Below are 14,936 nucleotides of genomic sequence, written 5' to 3' on the forward strand. Positions count from 1 at the left end.
TCGGTGTCCTCACGAAGACGGGATGGACCAGCGGAAGGAAACGCGTGCGGGTGCCGAGGAGACGTACAGCTCGTCCACGGCGCGCACGTCGACGCGGGTGACCGCCTCGCCGCCCGTACGACGCAGCGCCGGAACGTAGTAGGCATGCCCACAGGTGCCGCCGAGGAAGCGACGGCCACCGCCCGGCAACACCTGGTGCAGCTCGTAATGGCGCACGGGCGGCGTCCGGCGGGTGCCCGGCCTCCACAGGAGCCGCAGCGCGGCCGTACCGTCGCCGTTCGGCCGCGCCGCGGCGACGGTCACCGCGGCCGGACGGGCGGGGGCCGCCGGTCCGGGCGCCCCGGTGTCGCGCACCGCGAGATGGCCCAGCCGCCAGCGGACGGCCCCACCACCGGTGGCGGTGAGCCGGACGCCCAGCGCGTGGATCGTCCGGCCGGCGCGGCCGGACAGCAGCGCGCCGACGCGCAGCCGGGCCGTGGTCCAGCCGCGCCCGCCCGCGGGCAGCGTGCCCGCCGGCACATGGACGAAGCGGCCGGGCGTCGGGGAGACCACCAGTTCCACGCGGACGCCCTCCGACCCGGCATCGGTGCGGTGCGCCAGCTCCACCACCGTCGTCCCGGGCAGGGGCAGCCGCGCGGTGAACAGCTCGACGGTCGTCGGCGCGGCGAGCGGACCTTCCACGAGCAGGCTCGTGCCGCCGCGCCAGGCGTCGGCGAAGTCGAAGCCCACCACCGGCCGGGCACCGGCCGTGCGGATCACCCAGCGCCGCCCGGGCAGCCGGTCCTGAAGCCCCAGATGGTTCCAGGGCGCGTCGGACAGGACCTTGCCGCGCTCGTACCAGCCCAGACCGTGCCCGGTGTTGAAGCTCGTCGCGAACGGCAGCGCGGTCAGGGTCGAGCGGTCCGCGACGGAGGCCGCCGGAGCCCGCCACGGCCCGCCGGCGGGGGCGGACGGGTCCCCGGCCGGTCCGGACCAGAAGCGGTCGTCCCGCGCGTGGAAGGCGGTGGGCGTGCGCCCGCCGGCCGGGAGGCTGGTCCACGTCCACTCGGGCCGGTAGAAGCCGTACGAGGTGACATGCGGACGGTCGGCGGGGACGATCGCGTCCCAGTCGACCCGGGTGTCCCAGCCGTTCGCCTCCACGTCGATGCCCGCCCACAGCTCGTACCGCCCCCGCTCCAGGCGCTCGGCGAGCGCACCGGACGACGCGAGCCCCGCCCGGCTCCAGTTGAAGTTGAGGAACATCGAGTCGGCGGCGCGGAAGAAGGGGGAGTTGTGGTCGTTCAGCTCGTTCTGCCAGGAGACGTCCCCCGAGACGGCCAGCGCGTCGTACCAGGTGACGCGCAGGCCCTTGCCGTGGGTCCGGAGGTGGGCCAGGAAGTCCCGCACGTCCGCGCCCAGGGCGGCGTCACCGCCACCGGTCTCGGCGTTGACGAACCAGCCGTCGAAACCGTACGCGCGGGCCACCCGGATCAGCTGGTCGGCCAGCGGGAACCCGCCGTCCGCGCCCCTGCGCACCAGGTCCCGCGTCCAGCGCAGCTGCCCGCCGTACGCGGCCGGAGGCAGGAACACCGTCCCGAGGACGGGTACGCCGTTGCGATGCGCGGCGTCCACGACCGGTGCGTTCGGCGCGAGGATCAGCCCCTCGCCGGAGGATCCGCCCCAGAAGACCAGCTCGTCCAGGTAGGCCCAGTGGGTGAGGGCGTAGTAGTCGGCGGTGGGGGAGCCCTGCGACGGATTCCCCGAGGTGTGCGCGAAGGCCGCGAGGGCGGACACGCGGGCCTGCCCCGCCCGCGCGGTCGAACCGACGGGCGGGGGAGTGAAGCGGGCGGCGAGGGGCACGGTCGCCTTGTTGAAGGGCAGGTCGACGTCGCTACCGGGCGCCCAGGAACGCAGACTGCGCCAGATGACACCGGGCGCGGGGGAGCCCGCCGGCAAGCTGTCGGGATACCAGTACGAGGCGTACGGCTGAAGGTCCCCGGCGGGCGCGGCGCGGGCGGCGCGGGCGGCGGGTACGGCGGGTACGGCAAAGGCACCGATGCCTGCGGCAAGGACGCGGCGGCGGGTGACCTGAGGTCGTGCGGCTCTGTCATGCATGGCGGCTCCACATGTCAGCCTGTCCGGCGTTTGAGGACCGGGGCCCGGGGCGGGGCCCCGGTTACGGGAAGGGGCGGGGCTGGGGAAGACATCCACCGAACGGCCACCGCCTACCGCACCTGATCCACCGTCAAAACCTCCGTGATCCCCCGACCCGCCAGGTACCCGAGGTCACCCGCTCGTTGCAGCAGCACCGAAGCCGGCCGCCCCCCGCCGGAGGCAAGCCGCATCCACGCCTCGAAATACGCACCACCCGGCGAGCACACCGAGCGGTAGGGCGCGCCCTCCTCCGCGCCCGCGTCCACGACCAGAGCGGTCCGGCGAGGCTCCGCGGGGCGGCCGCTCCCGCGCCAGGTGCGGATGATCCTGGCGATCACCTCACCGGCGGGTTTGATCCGGCGGTCGTTGGTGAACAGTCCGAGGCCGTATTCCAGCTCGGGGAAGTCCGCCAGGGCACGGTCCACGTCGTGCGAGCACCACCAGGTGATGCCCCAGAGGTCCGGGCAGTCCAGCGCGTTGCGGACGGTCGCCTCGGTGAACGCGGCCGCATGGCCGGGCGGGATGTGCGGTGCGGGCGCGCCGACCTCCTGGAGCCAGACCGGCCGGGCGGGATCCACCGCCCAGGCCTTGGACAGCTCGATGAGATACGCGGCGTGCTGCTCGGTGGCCGTCCCGGCGTGGCCGTGGCGCTGCGCGGTGCCGTTGAAGACCCAGGAGTGCACGGCGGTCATCGCACCGAGGCGGGCCGAGTGGGCGGGTGTGAAGGGGTGCGCGCCGTCGTACCAGGCGGCGTCGTAGGAGGCGTGCAGATGTGGCCGGCCGGGCGCGCCCTTCTCGCAGGCGTCGAGCATCCGCCGCAGCCAGTGGCCCGTCTGGACGGGGTCGGCCCGGTCGGGGTCCGGGTGCGGGTCACCGGAGAACTGGTTGATCTCGTTGCCGACCGTCATCCCCAGGAAGTTGGGCCGGTCGGCGAGGGCGGCGGCGAGCACCCGCAGGTACTCCGCCTGCGCCTCGATGACGTCCGGGTCGGTGAACAGGTTCCGGCGGTGCCAGGTCGTGGTCCAGGCGGGCAGGAAGTCGAAGCTGGAGAGGTGGCCCTGCAGCCCGTCGACGTTGACGTCGAGCCCGCGCTCACCGGCCGCGTCCACGAGATGGACCAACTGCTCGACCGCCTGCGGCCGGATCAGGGTGCGGTTGGGCTGGAAGACCGGCCAGAGCGGGAAGACCCGGATGTGGTCCAGACCGAGGGCGGCGATCTGGTCCAGATCGGCCCGGATGTCGTCGAGGTCGAAGTCGAGCCAGTGGTGGAACCAGCCCCGGGTGGGCGTGTAGTTGACGCCGAAACGCATACGGATCGTCCCTTCGGGCGGGAGATGGTGGTCAGCCCTTGACGGCGCCTTCGCCGACCCCGCGGAAGAAGTACCGCTGGAGACAGGCGAACATCACGAGGAGCGGGGCGACCGCGATGACGGTGCCGGCGGCGACCAGCCGCGGATTCTGCTGGAACGTGCCGTGCAGGAAGTTCAGGCCGACGGTCAGCGTGAAGTTGTCGGAGTCGGAGAGGACGATCAGCGGCCACAGGAAGTCGTCCCACGCCCCCATGAACGCGAAGATCGCGACGACGGCGAGGGTGCCCCGGACCGACGGCAGGGCGACGCGGACGAACCGCTGCCAGACGTTCGCCCCGTCGATGACGGCCGCCTCCTCGATCTCGTACGGGAGGTTCGCGAACGCGTTGCGCATCAGCAGCACATTGAGCGCGCCGACGGCACCGGGCAGCACGACGGCGATCAGGGTGTTGTTGAGCTGGAGGTCGCGCATCATCGTGAACTGCGCGATGACGATGGACTCCAGGGGCACCAGCAGCGCCGCCACGAAGGCGAGGCCCGCGAGCCGGCGGCCCCGGAAACGCAGCCGGGCCAGCGCGTATCCGGCGAGCGAGGCGCCGACGAGGTTGGTGACGACGTTGGCGACCGCGACCTGCAAAGAGTTCAGGGCGTAGCGCCAGACCGGGATGATGTCCGCGACACCGGCGTAATTGTCCAGGGTCGGTCGCTCGGGGAGGAAGTTCGGCGGGTAGGCGTAGATGTCCTCGGTGGTGCTCTTCAGCGAGGTCGACAGCTGCCAGAGGAACGGGCCGACGGTGACGGCCAGGACACCGAGCATCAGCAGATAGCGCAGCGCCTTCTCCCAGGCGCTCGTCCGGGTCGTCACCGGTCCTCCTTGCGGTCGGCGCGCAGCACCAGCAGCATCAGCAGCAGCGCGATGGTGAAGACGACGAGGGAGAGGGCGGAGGCGTAGCCGACGCGCCCGTTCAGGCCCGTGCCGGTGCGCTGGACGAGCATGACGAGCGTGGTGTCCTGCCCGGCCGGCCCGCCGGTGGGCCCGGCCAGCAGATAGACCTCGGCGAAGACCTTGAACGCCGATACCGACGACAGGGCGCCGACCAGCACCATCGTGGAGCGCACGGCCGGGATGGTGACGCTGACGAAGCGGCGCAGCGCACCGGCCCCGTCGACGGCGGCGGCCTCGTGCAGCTCACGGGGGACGTTCGCGAGCGCCGCCAGATAAATGATCATGTAGTAGCCGAGGCCCCGCCACACCGTCAGGGCCATGGCGCTGAACAGCAGCAGCCATTCGTCGCCGAGGAAGGCGACCGGCCCCGCCCCGAGGAAGCGCAGGATGCCGTTGAGCAGGCCGCGGTCGTCCAGCATCCAGCCCCAGATCAGGGCCACCACGACGACGGAGGCGACGACCGGGGTGTAGAAGGCGGACCGGAAGAAGGTGACGCCGGGGAGCTGTTTGTGGACCAACAGGGCGAGCAGCAACGGCAGCAGCACGGTGAAGGGCACGACGAGCAGGACGTACAGACCGCTGTTGCGCAGGGCGACCCAGAACTGTTCGTCCTCCAGCATGTCCTGGAAGTTCCGCAGGCCCACCCAGGTGCCGGGGGTGAGGGTGCGCGCGTCGGTGAACGCCTGGTGGACGGTGGTGAGGAAGGGGTACAGATTGAACGCGGCGACGATCCCGAGGCCGGGCAGCAGGAAGAGCCAGGGGCTGACCGCCCGGTGGGTGCGGGTGCGGGGGGCCGGTCGCCTCGCGTGCCGGTCCACGCGCCGGTCAGCTCTGCTCGAGGAGCTTGTCGCTCCGTGCCGCGGCGTCGTCGAGCGCCTGCCGGGGTGACTTCTTGCCCTGGAGGGCCTTGGCCACTTCGTTCTTGAGGACGACCTTCATCTCGTCGCTCATCACGACGGGTGTGTAATTGACGGCGCCCTTCAGCAGTTTCGCCGAGGCGACCCGGACTCGGCCCTGGTCCGTTCCGTCGTCCTCGACCCAGTACGGGCTCTGCAATGAGCCCTTGGTGCTGGGGAAGACGGCGACCTTGTGGGCGAAGGCCTCCTGGTTCTTCCGTTCGGTGACGAAGTGGGCGAAGGCGATCGCCGCCGCCTTGTGGTCGCTCCGGTTGTTGACGGCCAGACCCATGACGTACATGTTCGGCTTGCCCGTGTTGTTGGGCGCGTCGGTGATCCCGAGGTTCTTGTACAGGCTCGGTGCGTTCTTCTTGAAGGTCTCCAGGTCGTGGGCGCCGCCCGGATTCATGGCGACCTTCTGTTCCAGGAATTTCTGGCCGGATTTCTCCGGGGTGTTGGTGAGCGCCTGTGGGTCGAGCGCGCCGTGGTCGTAGAGCTGTTTGTACTTGGTCAGCAGCTCGACGCCCTTCGGCTCGTTGTAGGTGAACCGCGTGGCGTCGTCGTTCATCAGCGTGACGCCGTAGCGCCCGAAGTCCTCGATGGACGGGGTCCCCGCCAGCGTCGCGGTCTTCCCGCCCGACCGCCGTGCCATTGTCTCGGCGGCGGCGAACAGCTCGTCGTAGCTCTTCGGCGGCTTCTCCGGGTCGAGGCCGGCTTGCCGGAACAGGGCCTTGTTGTAGAAGAGCGGGCCGGTGTTGAGGTACCAGGGGAAGGCGTACGAACCCTCCAGCCCCGGCAGGGTGTTGCCCTGCCAGGCCTCCGGGGTGTATTCGTCCTTGAACTTCGCGGTGGCCTTCTCCTTGTCCAGATTCATCAGCAATCCGGCCTTGGCCAGCGGATAGGACAGATCCGGCGAGACGTTGACGACGTCGGGCAGGGTGCCGGCCCCGGCGTCGGCGCTGAGCTTTTGCGCGTAGTTCTCCGCGGGCTGGTCGAGCCATCTGACCTTGACGTCCGGATGCTGCTCCTGGAACTCCCGGACCAGGCCGTTGAAGTAGTCCTTGAAATTCGCCCGCAGGTTCCATGTCTGGAAGGTGATGTCACCCGCGACCTTTCCGTCGGCGCGGGACCCGCCGTCGGTGTCCGTGCCCGAGCCGCAGGCGGTGAGAGCCAGGGCGGCGGCGAGGAGGGGCGCGGTGGTGACGGCTGCTCTACGAGAGGCGGTCATGGCCGGATGAGCTCCTTCGATCGGGCCGGCAGGGGCCTTGAGGCCGGGAGGAGGCAGATCAAAACCTGCACCCGGCAAGGGAGTTGCGTCAATACTTACGCCGCGACCTAATGCGCTTTAGTGTGGTGGCGCTCAAGCGCTTTAGGCGACGGCCCCGCCGGTGCGGGCGGGGCAGAGGGAGAACCATGCGCCGTACGCCCGCCCGCCGCCCGACGATGAAGGACATCGCACGCCGCGCGGGCGTCTCGGAGAGCGCGGTGTCCTTCGCGCTCAACGACCGGCCGGGCGTCTCCGCGGCCACCCGCGCCCGGGTCCGGCGCGTCGCCGAGGAGCTCGGCTGGCAGCCCAGCACCGCCGCCCGTGCCCTGTCCGGCGAGGGGTCGGCCACGGTCGGGCTCGTCCTGGCGAGGCCCGCGCGCACGCTCGGCGTCGAGTCCTTCTTCCTCCAACTCGTCTCCGGGGTGCAGGAAGCGCTCGCGGTGCGCCGGCTCGGCCTGCTCTTCCAGGTCGTCGAGGACCTCGACGCCGAGTGCGCGGTCTACCGCCGTTGGTGGGCCGAGCGCCGGGTGGACGGCCTGCTCGTCGTCGACCCCCGCGACGACGACCCCCGCCCCGCGCTCCTCGACGGGCTCGGTCTGCCGGCCGTGGTCATCGGCGCCCTGGACGGCGTCGGCGAAGGCCCGCACGGCGCGATCTCCAACCTCTGGGCCGACGACACCGGGGGAATGGCTTCCATCGTCGGCCACCTGTACGACCTGGGGCACCGCCGCATCGTGCACATCGCCGGGCTGCCCGAACTCGCCCACACCCGGCGCCGGATCGACTCCCTGCGCGCCGAGGCCGACCGCCGTGCCCTGCCGGACGTCGTCTCGGTGACGACCGACTACTCCGACGCGCAGGGCGCCGCCGCCACCCGCCGCGTCCTCGCCGCCGCGCACCCGCCCACCGCGATCGTCTACGACAACGATGTGATGGCGGTCGCCGGCCTCGCCGTCGCCGCCGAGCGCGAGGTGTCCGTGCCGCGCCAACTCTCCATCGTCGCCTGGGACGACTCGGTGCTCTGCCGCAACACCCACCCCGCGCTGACCGCGCTGGCCCGGGACACGGCGGGCTTCGGGAAGCGGGCGGCCGAGCAACTGATCGCGCTGCTCGACGGGGGACCGGCCCGCCGGGTGCGGGACGTGGCGCCACGGCTCGCCGCCCGGGAGTCCACCGCGCCGCCGCTGCCACGCCCTGCCCGCTCGCCGGACGCCCCCGGCTCACCGGCCCGCCGGGGCGAGTGACGGCACCCTGGTCGTTTCCTTAGCGACCGCTTAGTATGCGAGCGGCGTGACGGCTGCCCCCTACCCCTCGTGGAGGTCCCGGTGAAGGCATGGCGAGTGCACGAGAACGGCGAACCGCGCGAGGTGATGCGCCTGGACGACGTCCCGGATCCGTCCCCCGGCCCCGGTGAGCTGCTCGTGCGGATCCGGGCGGCGAACGTCAACTTCCCCGACGCGCTGCTGTGCCGGGGGCAGTACCAGGTCCGGCCCCCGCTGCCCTTCACCCCCGGCGTCGAGGTGTGTGCCGAGATCCTCGCCCTCGGCGACGGCACCGAGGGCGAGATCGGGGCCCGCGTCCTCGCCCAACCCGCCCTGCCCGCCGGAGGGTTCGCGGAACAGGCGGTCGTCGCGGCCCGCACCGTCCTGCCTGCCCCCGAGGCACTGGACGACGCCGAGGCCGCCGCCCTGCACATCGGCTACCAGACCGGCTGGTTCGGCCTGCACCGCCGCGCCCGGCTCCGCGGCGGCGAGACCCTCCTCGTGCACGCGGCGGCGGGCGGCGTCGGCAGCGCGGCCGTCCAGCTCGGCAAGGCCGCCGGGGCCACCGTCATCGGCGTCACCGGCGGACCGGAGAAGGCACGCGTCGCCCGTGAGCTCGGCTGCGACCTCGTCCTCGACCGCCGGGCCGACGACGTGGTCGCGGCCGTCAAGGAGGCCACCGGCGGGCGGGGAGCGGACGTCGTCTACGACCCGGTCGGCGGCGACACGTTCACCCGGTCCACCAAGTGCGTCGCCTTCGAGGGACGCATCGTGGTCGTCGGCTTCGCGAGCGGCACCATCCCCACCCCGGCGCTGAGCCACGCCCTGGTCAAGAACTACACGATCCTCGGCCTGCACTGGGGCCTGTACAACACCAAGGACCCCGGCGCCGTCCGCGCCTGCCACGAGGAACTGGCCGCGCTCGCCGAGCGGGGCGCGATCAAGCCGCTCGTCAGCGAACGGGTCCCCCTCGACAAGGCGGCCGACGCCGTCCAGCGCGTCGCCGACGGCACGACCACCGGCCGTATCGTCGTCGTCCCGGAGACGGTCCGATGAGCGGCCCGGCGACGTCGCGAACGGACGCAACGGCCGCGCGGAGCGGGCGGACGGAGACGGCCGCCGTCGACGCCGACGCCCTGCGCCGCCGGGTCGCGGACCTGCTCGCCGCGCACGACCCCGCCACCACCGACCGCATCGACTTCCTCCGCGCCCGCTTCGACGCCGGGCTCGCCTGGATCCACTTCCCCGAAGGCCTCGGCGGGCTCGGCGCACCGCGCGCCCTCCAGCCGGTCGTGGACCAGGCCCTGGAGGCCGCGGGAGCACCCGACAACGCCCCCCGCCGGATCGGCATCGGCCTCGGCATGGCCGCGCCCACCCTCCTGCGTCACGGCACCGACGCGCAGCGCCGGCGGTTCCTCCGCCCGTTGTGGACCGGCGAGGAGGTGTGGTGCCAGCTGTTCAGCGAACCCGGCGCCGGCTCCGACCTCGCCGCGCTCGCCACCCGCGCCACCCGGGACGGGAACGGCGCCGGCTGGATCGTCGACGGCCAGAAGGTGTGGACGTCCCAGGCGCACCTCGCCCGCTGGGGCATCCTCCTCGCCCGGACCGATCCGGACCTGCCCAAACACCGCGGCATCACCTACTTCGTCTGCGACATGACCGACCCCGGCGTGGAGGTGCGGCCGCTGCGCCAGATCACCGGCGAGGCCGAGTTCAACGAGGTGTTCCTGACCGGGGTGCGGATCCCCGACGCCCACCGCCTCGGAGAGGTCGGCGAAGGCTGGCAGGTCGCCCGGACCACCCTCATGAACGAGCGGGTGGCCATCGGGGGCGCCCGGGTGCCCCGCGAGAGCGGCATGATCGGCCTCGTCGCCGACACCTGGCGCCGTCGGCCCGAACTGCGCACCCACGACCTCCACCAGCGGCTGCTGAGGCTGTGGGTGGACGCCGAGGCCGCCCGGCTGACGGCCGAGCGCCTCGGCCGGCAGCTCGCCCTCGGCCATCCGGGACCCGAGGGCTCGGGCATGAAGCTGGCCTTCGCCCGCCTCAACCAGGAGATCAGCGGGCTGGAGGTGGAACTGCTGGCCGAGGAGGGACTCGGCTACGACGACTGGACCCTGACCCGGCCCGAGCTCGTCGACTTCACGGGCCGCGACGCGGGCTACCGCTATCTGCGCGCCAAGGGCAACTCCATCGAGGGCGGCACCTCGGAAGTCCTGCTCAACATCATCGCCGAGCGAGTCCTCGGCCTGCCGCCCGAGCCCCGTACCGACAAGGACGCCGCGTGGAAGGACCTGCCCCGATGACCACTCCCGCGCCGCCCGACCTGCTCTACTCAGAGACCGAGGACGACCTGCGCGCGGCCGTCCGGTCCTTGCTCACCGACCGCGGCGGCCCCACCGCGGCGCTCGCGGAAGCCGAGCGGGCCCGCCCCTACGACCCCGATCTCTGGCGGTCGCTGGCCACCGGCATGGGAACCGCCGGGCTGCTGGTGCCGGAGCGGCTCGGCGGGCAGGGCGCCACGGCCCGGGAGGCCGCCGTCGTGCTGGAGGAACTGGGCCGGTCCGTCGCCGCCGTGCCCTACCTCACCAGCGCCGTACTGGCCGTGAGGACGCTGCTCGGGTGCGACACCGCACGCCCCGAGGTGGCCGGCCCGCTCGCCGCGCTCGCCGACGGCGGCCGGGTCGGGGCGCTCGCCGTCCCCCTGCCGACCGCCCCGGGCGGGGCGCCGCCCGCGACCGTCGGCGGCTCGGCAGCAGGGCTCAGTGGTGAGATCACCTCCGTGGCCGGAGCGGCCGGCGCCGACGTGCTCCTCATCCCCGCCGACAGCGGGCTCTACGCCGTGGACACCACGGCACCGGGCGTGGCCGTCACCCCCCTCACCCCGCTGGACCTCACCCGGCCGCTCGCCCGGGTCACCCTCACCGGGGCCACCGCGACGCTGCTCGCCGAGCCGGCCCGCGCCCGCGACGCCGTCGCCGACGCGCTGCTCACCGGCGCCGGGCTGCTCGCCTCCGAGCAGCTCGGAATCGCCGAGTGGTGCCTGGCGGAAACGGTGCGCTACACCGGCGGACGGCATCAGTTCGGCCGTCCCGTCGGCTCGTTCCAGGCCCTCAAGCACCGGCTCGCCGCCCTGTGGCTGGACGTCGTCTCGGCCCGTGCGACGGCCCGCAACGCCGCCGACGCGCTCGCGACCGGCTCACCGGACACGGCGGTGGCGGTCGCCGTCGCCCAGGCCCACTGCGGTGAGGTCGCGGTGCGCGCGGCCCAGGAGTGTCTGCAACTGCACGGCGGCATCGGCATGACCTGGGAACATCCGGCGCACCTCTACCTCAAGCGCGCCAAGAGCGACCAGATCGCGCTGGGCACGCCCGGCCGGCACCGGGAGGCATTGGCACGGTTGGTGAATCTGCCGGGTCCCGTCGGCTGACTTCCTCCCCGTGACGTGTAGTGCGCACGCTTTGTCCGGGCCGGATCATGCCTGCTCTTATCCGTGCTGTTTAATTGCGAGGAATTCGCAATAGCGGTTGATCTTGAGTACGTGAGAGTGCGTGAGTAGAGGTATGGGCATGACGGCCCGGTCCATTCGGGGAATGGCCGCCACGGCCATGGCAGCGGTACTGACGGCCGGCGCGGCGGCCTGTTCGACGCCCGGCGGTGGCGACGGCGGAAGCGCGGGCGGTGCCAACGGGGCCAAGGACTCCCTGGTCGTCGGCCTCGCCAACGAACCGGAGACGCTCAGCCCCCTCCTCGGCTACGGCAAGGACGGCAATTCCAAGATCTTCGACGGGCTGCTCCGCCGGGACGCCGCCATGAAGCTCCAGCCGGCCCTCGCCGCCGAGCTGCCGAAGATCACCGACGACGGGCGTACGTACACGTACAAGCTCCGCACGGGCGTGAAGTTCAGCGACGGCAAGCCCTTCTCCGCCAAGGACGTCGTCTTCACCTACCGGACCATTCTCGACGAGAAGACCAACAACGCCGCCAAGGGCGAACTCGACGCCATCGACCGCGTCACCGCCGACGGCGACGACACCGTCGTCTTCACGCTCAAGTACCCCTACGCGCCCTTCGCCGAGCGCACCGTCCTGCCCATCGCGCCCGAACACGCGGCCAAGGGCCAGGACGTCAACTCCGGCTCCTTCAACACCCGGCCCATCGGCACCGGCCCCTACATCCTCACGGGCTGGAGCAAGGGCGAGAAGCTGAGCTTCAAGGCCAACCCCGGTTACTGGGGCGGTGAGCCGAAGATCAAGAAGCTCACCATGGCGATCATCAAGGACGACGACATCCGCGCCACCCGGCTGCGGACCGGCGACCTCGACGGCGCGATCCTGCCGCCCAACCTCGTCAAGGGCTTCAAGGGCGACAAGTCCAAGCGGACCGTCACCGCCCGCACCACCGACTTCCGCGGCGTCACCCTGCCGACCGCGAACAAGGTCACCGGCGACGTGGCCGTCCGTCGCGCCCTCGACCTCGCCGTCGACCGCGAGGCCATGGTCGACAAGCTCCTCGAAGGCGCGGGCAAGGCCGGCTACGGCCCGGTCCCCACCGACAGCGAGTGGTTCGCCAAGGGCACCGAGCGCCCGCACGACCTCGACAAGGCCAAGAAGCTGCTCGACGACGCGGGCTGGACCCCCGGCGACCAGGGCATCCGGGAGAAGGACGGGCAGCCCGCGAAGTTCACCCTCTGGTTCCCCGCCGGTGACAAGCTCCGCCAGGAGCACGCCCTCGCCTTCGCCTCCGACGCCAAGAAGGCCGGCATCAAGGTAGAGGTGCAGAGCGGCACCTGGGAGGTCATCGAGCCGCGCATGAAGAACGACGCGGTCCTCGCCGGCGGCGGCAACCCCGCCGACCCCGACTTCGACCTCTACAACCTGCTGCACTCCTCGCTCGCCCTCGACGGCTTCAACAACATGGCCGCCTACGACAACCCCGACGTCGACAAGGCCCTCGAGGACGGCCGTCGCAGCGGCGACAAGGGCGCCCGCAAGGCCGCCTACGACCAGGTCCAGCGCGATCTCGCCGCCGACCCCGGCTACGTCTTCCTCACCCACGTCGACCACCTCTACGTCATGAACGACGGCCGGCGGGACCTCACCACCCAGGTCGAGCCGCACGACCACGGCCTCGGCGCGGGACCCTGGTGGAACGTCGAGGACTGGCAGTCGAAGAAGTGACCTCCCGGCTTCCCTGGGGGCCGATGGCACGCATGGCGGGACGGCGGCTGCTGCTCGCCGTCCCCGTGCTCGCCGTCGTGACCTTCGGCGTCTTCGCGATCGCCGCCGCCTCGCCGTTCGACCCCGCCAAGGCCTACGCCGGTTCGGCCGGCCTCGCCGCCGGCCAGGACGTCTTCGACCAGCTGCGCGAGAACCTCGGCGCCGACCGGCCCTTCGTCGCCCGCTGGTGGGACTGGGTCACCTCCGCCGTGACCGGCGACCTCGGCGACTCCAGCACCCTGCGCCAGCCCGTCGCCGACGTCATCGGCGAACGCATCGGCTGGTCCGTCCTGCTGTGCGCCGTGGCCTTCGCGCTGGCCGTCCTCGTGGGCACCACACTGGGCGTCCTCGCCGCACGCCGCCGCGGCGGTCTCCTCGACCGCATCGTGACGTCCCTGTCGTACACGCTGGAGGCGGCGCCGCCCTTCTGGCTCGGACTGCTCGCCATCTGGTTCTTCGCCCTCAAGCTCGGTGCCCTCCCGGCCGGCGGCCTCACCGACACCGGCAGCGATGTCGCCACGGCCGGACAGGTCGCCTCGCACGTCGTCCTGCCCGCCGTGGTGCTCGCCGTCTCCCAGCTGCCCTGGTTCGTGCTGTACGTGCGCCAGGGCGTCGGCGACGCCCTGGAGGAGGACCCCGTGCGCGGGGCACGCGCGCGTGGACTGCGCGAACGCACCGTCCTGCTCGGCCACGCACTGCGCTCGGGACTGCTGCCGGTCCTCACCCTCATCGGCTCCCGGGTACCCGAACTGATCACGGGCGCGCTGCTCGTGGAGACCGTCTTCAGCTGGCCGGGCATCGCCGCGGCGACCGTGCAGGCCGCCACGAGCGTCGACTTCCCGCTGTTGGCCGCCCTGACCGTGCTGGCCACGGTGGCGGTCCTGGTGGGCAATCTGCTGTCCGACCTGCTGTACGGACTGGCCGACCCGAGGGTGGGATTCGATGGCTGAGACCGCAAGCGCACCCGAGGCGGCGGCACCCACCGCCTGGCGTTCGCCCGGTGCCGGGGCCCGGGGCGGAGCCGCCCGGCGCGGCACGCGCGCGCTGCGCACACGTACCTCCGCCGTCCTCGTCGTCGCGGTCGTCCTCACCGTCCTCGCCGTACCCGCCCTGGTGCCGCTCGACGAGCAGGCCGTGGACCTGGGGTCCAAGCTCCTGCCACCGTCGTGGTCGCACCCGTTCGGCACCGACGAGGTCGGCCGGGACCTACTGCTGCGCTGCGTCTACGGGCTGCGGATCTCGCTGCTCGTCGGCGTCGTGGCCGGACTCGCCGCGACTGTCGTCGGCACGGTGGTCGGTGCCCTCGCGGGTGCCCTCGGCGGCTGGGCCGACCGGGTCGTGATGCGTCTGGTCGATGTCTTCTCGTCCGTCCCGCACCTGCTGCTCGGCGTTTTCATCGTGGCGATGTTCCGGCCCGGCCTGTGGCCGGTGGTCGCGTCGGTGGCCCTCACCCACTGGCTGTCCACGGCCCGGATCGTACGGGCCGAGGTGCTGTCGCTGCGCTCGCGCCCGTACATCGACGCGGCGGTCTCCGGCGGCTCCTCCCGACTGCGGATCACCGTGCGGCATCTGCTGCCCGGGGTCCTGCCCCAGGCCGGTCTCGCGGCGGTGCTGATGATCCCGCACGCCATCTGGCACGAGTCGGCGCTGTCCTTCCTCGGCCTGGGCCTGCCCACCCACGAGGCCAGCCTCGGCAACATGGTCCAGGCCGCACGCGGCTCCCTGCTCGCGGGCGACTGGTGGCCGACCCTGTTCCCGGGGCTGTTCATCATCATCCCCACCCTCGCGATAGCGGGCCTGGCCGGCGCCTGGCGCGAACGGCTCAACCCCCGCCGCCGATCGGAGCTGATGCTGTGACGACGCAGGCCCGAAAGGGCGGGGCAGCGACACCCCTCCCCGCCCC

General features: G+C 72.3%; 12 protein-coding genes. 7 read left to right on the top strand and 5 right to left on the bottom strand.

Features of this window, described 5'->3' with window-relative positions; translation table 11 throughout:
* Positions 1–9: 9 nt before the first annotated feature.
* From AB8O64_RS31685 to AB8O64_RS31705, 5 genes are all read right to left on the bottom strand, one after another.
* Entirely contained in the window at positions 10–2,094 is a 2,085-nt protein-coding gene (locus AB8O64_RS31685) for an endo-beta-N-acetylglucosaminidase (RefSeq protein WP_370422970.1), read from the bottom strand.
* Between the two features lie 110 nt (positions 2,095–2,204).
* A complete protein-coding gene (locus AB8O64_RS31690) occupies positions 2,205–3,443 on the bottom strand; it encodes a glycosyl hydrolase (RefSeq protein ID WP_370422971.1) in 1,239 nt (412 codons plus the stop codon).
* 31 nt (positions 3,444–3,474) lie between these two features.
* Positions 3,475–4,260: a carbohydrate ABC transporter permease gene (locus AB8O64_RS31695; protein WP_370424033.1), complete on the bottom strand. Its 786-nt coding sequence runs from the start codon at positions 4,258–4,260 to the stop codon at positions 3,475–3,477.
* Positions 4,261–4,304: 44 nt separating this feature from the next.
* Entirely contained in the window at positions 4,305–5,207 is a 903-nt protein-coding gene (locus tag AB8O64_RS31700) for a carbohydrate ABC transporter permease (protein WP_370422973.1), read from the bottom strand.
* A gap of 7 nt (positions 5,208–5,214) precedes the next feature.
* Positions 5,215–6,513: a sugar ABC transporter substrate-binding protein gene (locus tag AB8O64_RS31705; RefSeq protein ID WP_370422975.1), complete on the bottom strand. Its 1,299-nt coding sequence runs from the start codon at positions 6,511–6,513 to the stop codon at positions 5,215–5,217.
* Positions 6,514–6,698: 185 nt separating this feature from the next.
* Between AB8O64_RS31705 and AB8O64_RS31710 the strand changes: the two genes are divergently transcribed.
* The 7 genes from AB8O64_RS31710 to AB8O64_RS31740 all read left to right on the top strand — a co-directional run bounded on the left by AB8O64_RS31710 (position 6,699) and on the right by AB8O64_RS31740 (position 14,890).
* Positions 6,699–7,796, top strand: a complete 1,098-nt coding sequence (locus AB8O64_RS31710; protein WP_370422977.1) for a LacI family DNA-binding transcriptional regulator — start codon at positions 6,699–6,701, stop codon at positions 7,794–7,796.
* Positions 7,797–7,877: 81 nt separating this feature from the next.
* Positions 7,878–8,870, top strand: a complete 993-nt coding sequence (locus AB8O64_RS31715) for an NADPH:quinone oxidoreductase family protein (protein ID WP_370422979.1) — start codon at positions 7,878–7,880, stop codon at positions 8,868–8,870.
* The gene (locus AB8O64_RS31720; RefSeq protein ID WP_370422981.1) at positions 8,867–10,120 is read left to right on the top strand and encodes an acyl-CoA dehydrogenase family protein; all 1,254 of its coding nucleotides are present in this window, start codon (positions 8,867–8,869) and stop codon (positions 10,118–10,120) included. Before AB8O64_RS31715 ends, AB8O64_RS31720 begins: the two co-directional genes overlap by 4 nt.
* Entirely contained in the window at positions 10,117–11,244 is a 1,128-nt protein-coding gene (locus tag AB8O64_RS31725; protein ID WP_370422983.1) for an acyl-CoA dehydrogenase family protein, read from the top strand. Before AB8O64_RS31720 ends, AB8O64_RS31725 begins: the two co-directional genes overlap by 4 nt.
* A gap of 139 nt (positions 11,245–11,383) precedes the next feature.
* Positions 11,384–12,994, top strand: coding sequence for an ABC transporter substrate-binding protein (locus AB8O64_RS31730; RefSeq protein WP_370422985.1), 1,611 nt, complete (start codon positions 11,384–11,386; stop codon positions 12,992–12,994).
* Positions 12,995–13,017: 23 nt separating this feature from the next.
* Complete coding sequence (locus AB8O64_RS31735; RefSeq protein ID WP_370422986.1) at positions 13,018–13,983, top strand: ABC transporter permease; 966 nt, start codon at positions 13,018–13,020, stop codon at positions 13,981–13,983.
* Positions 13,976–14,890, top strand: coding sequence for an ABC transporter permease (locus AB8O64_RS31740; protein ID WP_370422988.1), 915 nt, complete (start codon positions 13,976–13,978; stop codon positions 14,888–14,890). The genes AB8O64_RS31735 and AB8O64_RS31740 overlap by 8 nt, the downstream gene beginning before the upstream one ends.
* Positions 14,891–14,936 lie beyond the last annotated feature (46 nt).

The sequence above is a fragment of the Streptomyces sp. QH1-20 genome, from assembly GCF_041283565.1.
In the GTDB taxonomy this organism is placed as follows: Bacteria; Actinomycetota; Actinomycetes; order Streptomycetales; family Streptomycetaceae; genus Streptomyces; species Streptomyces syringius.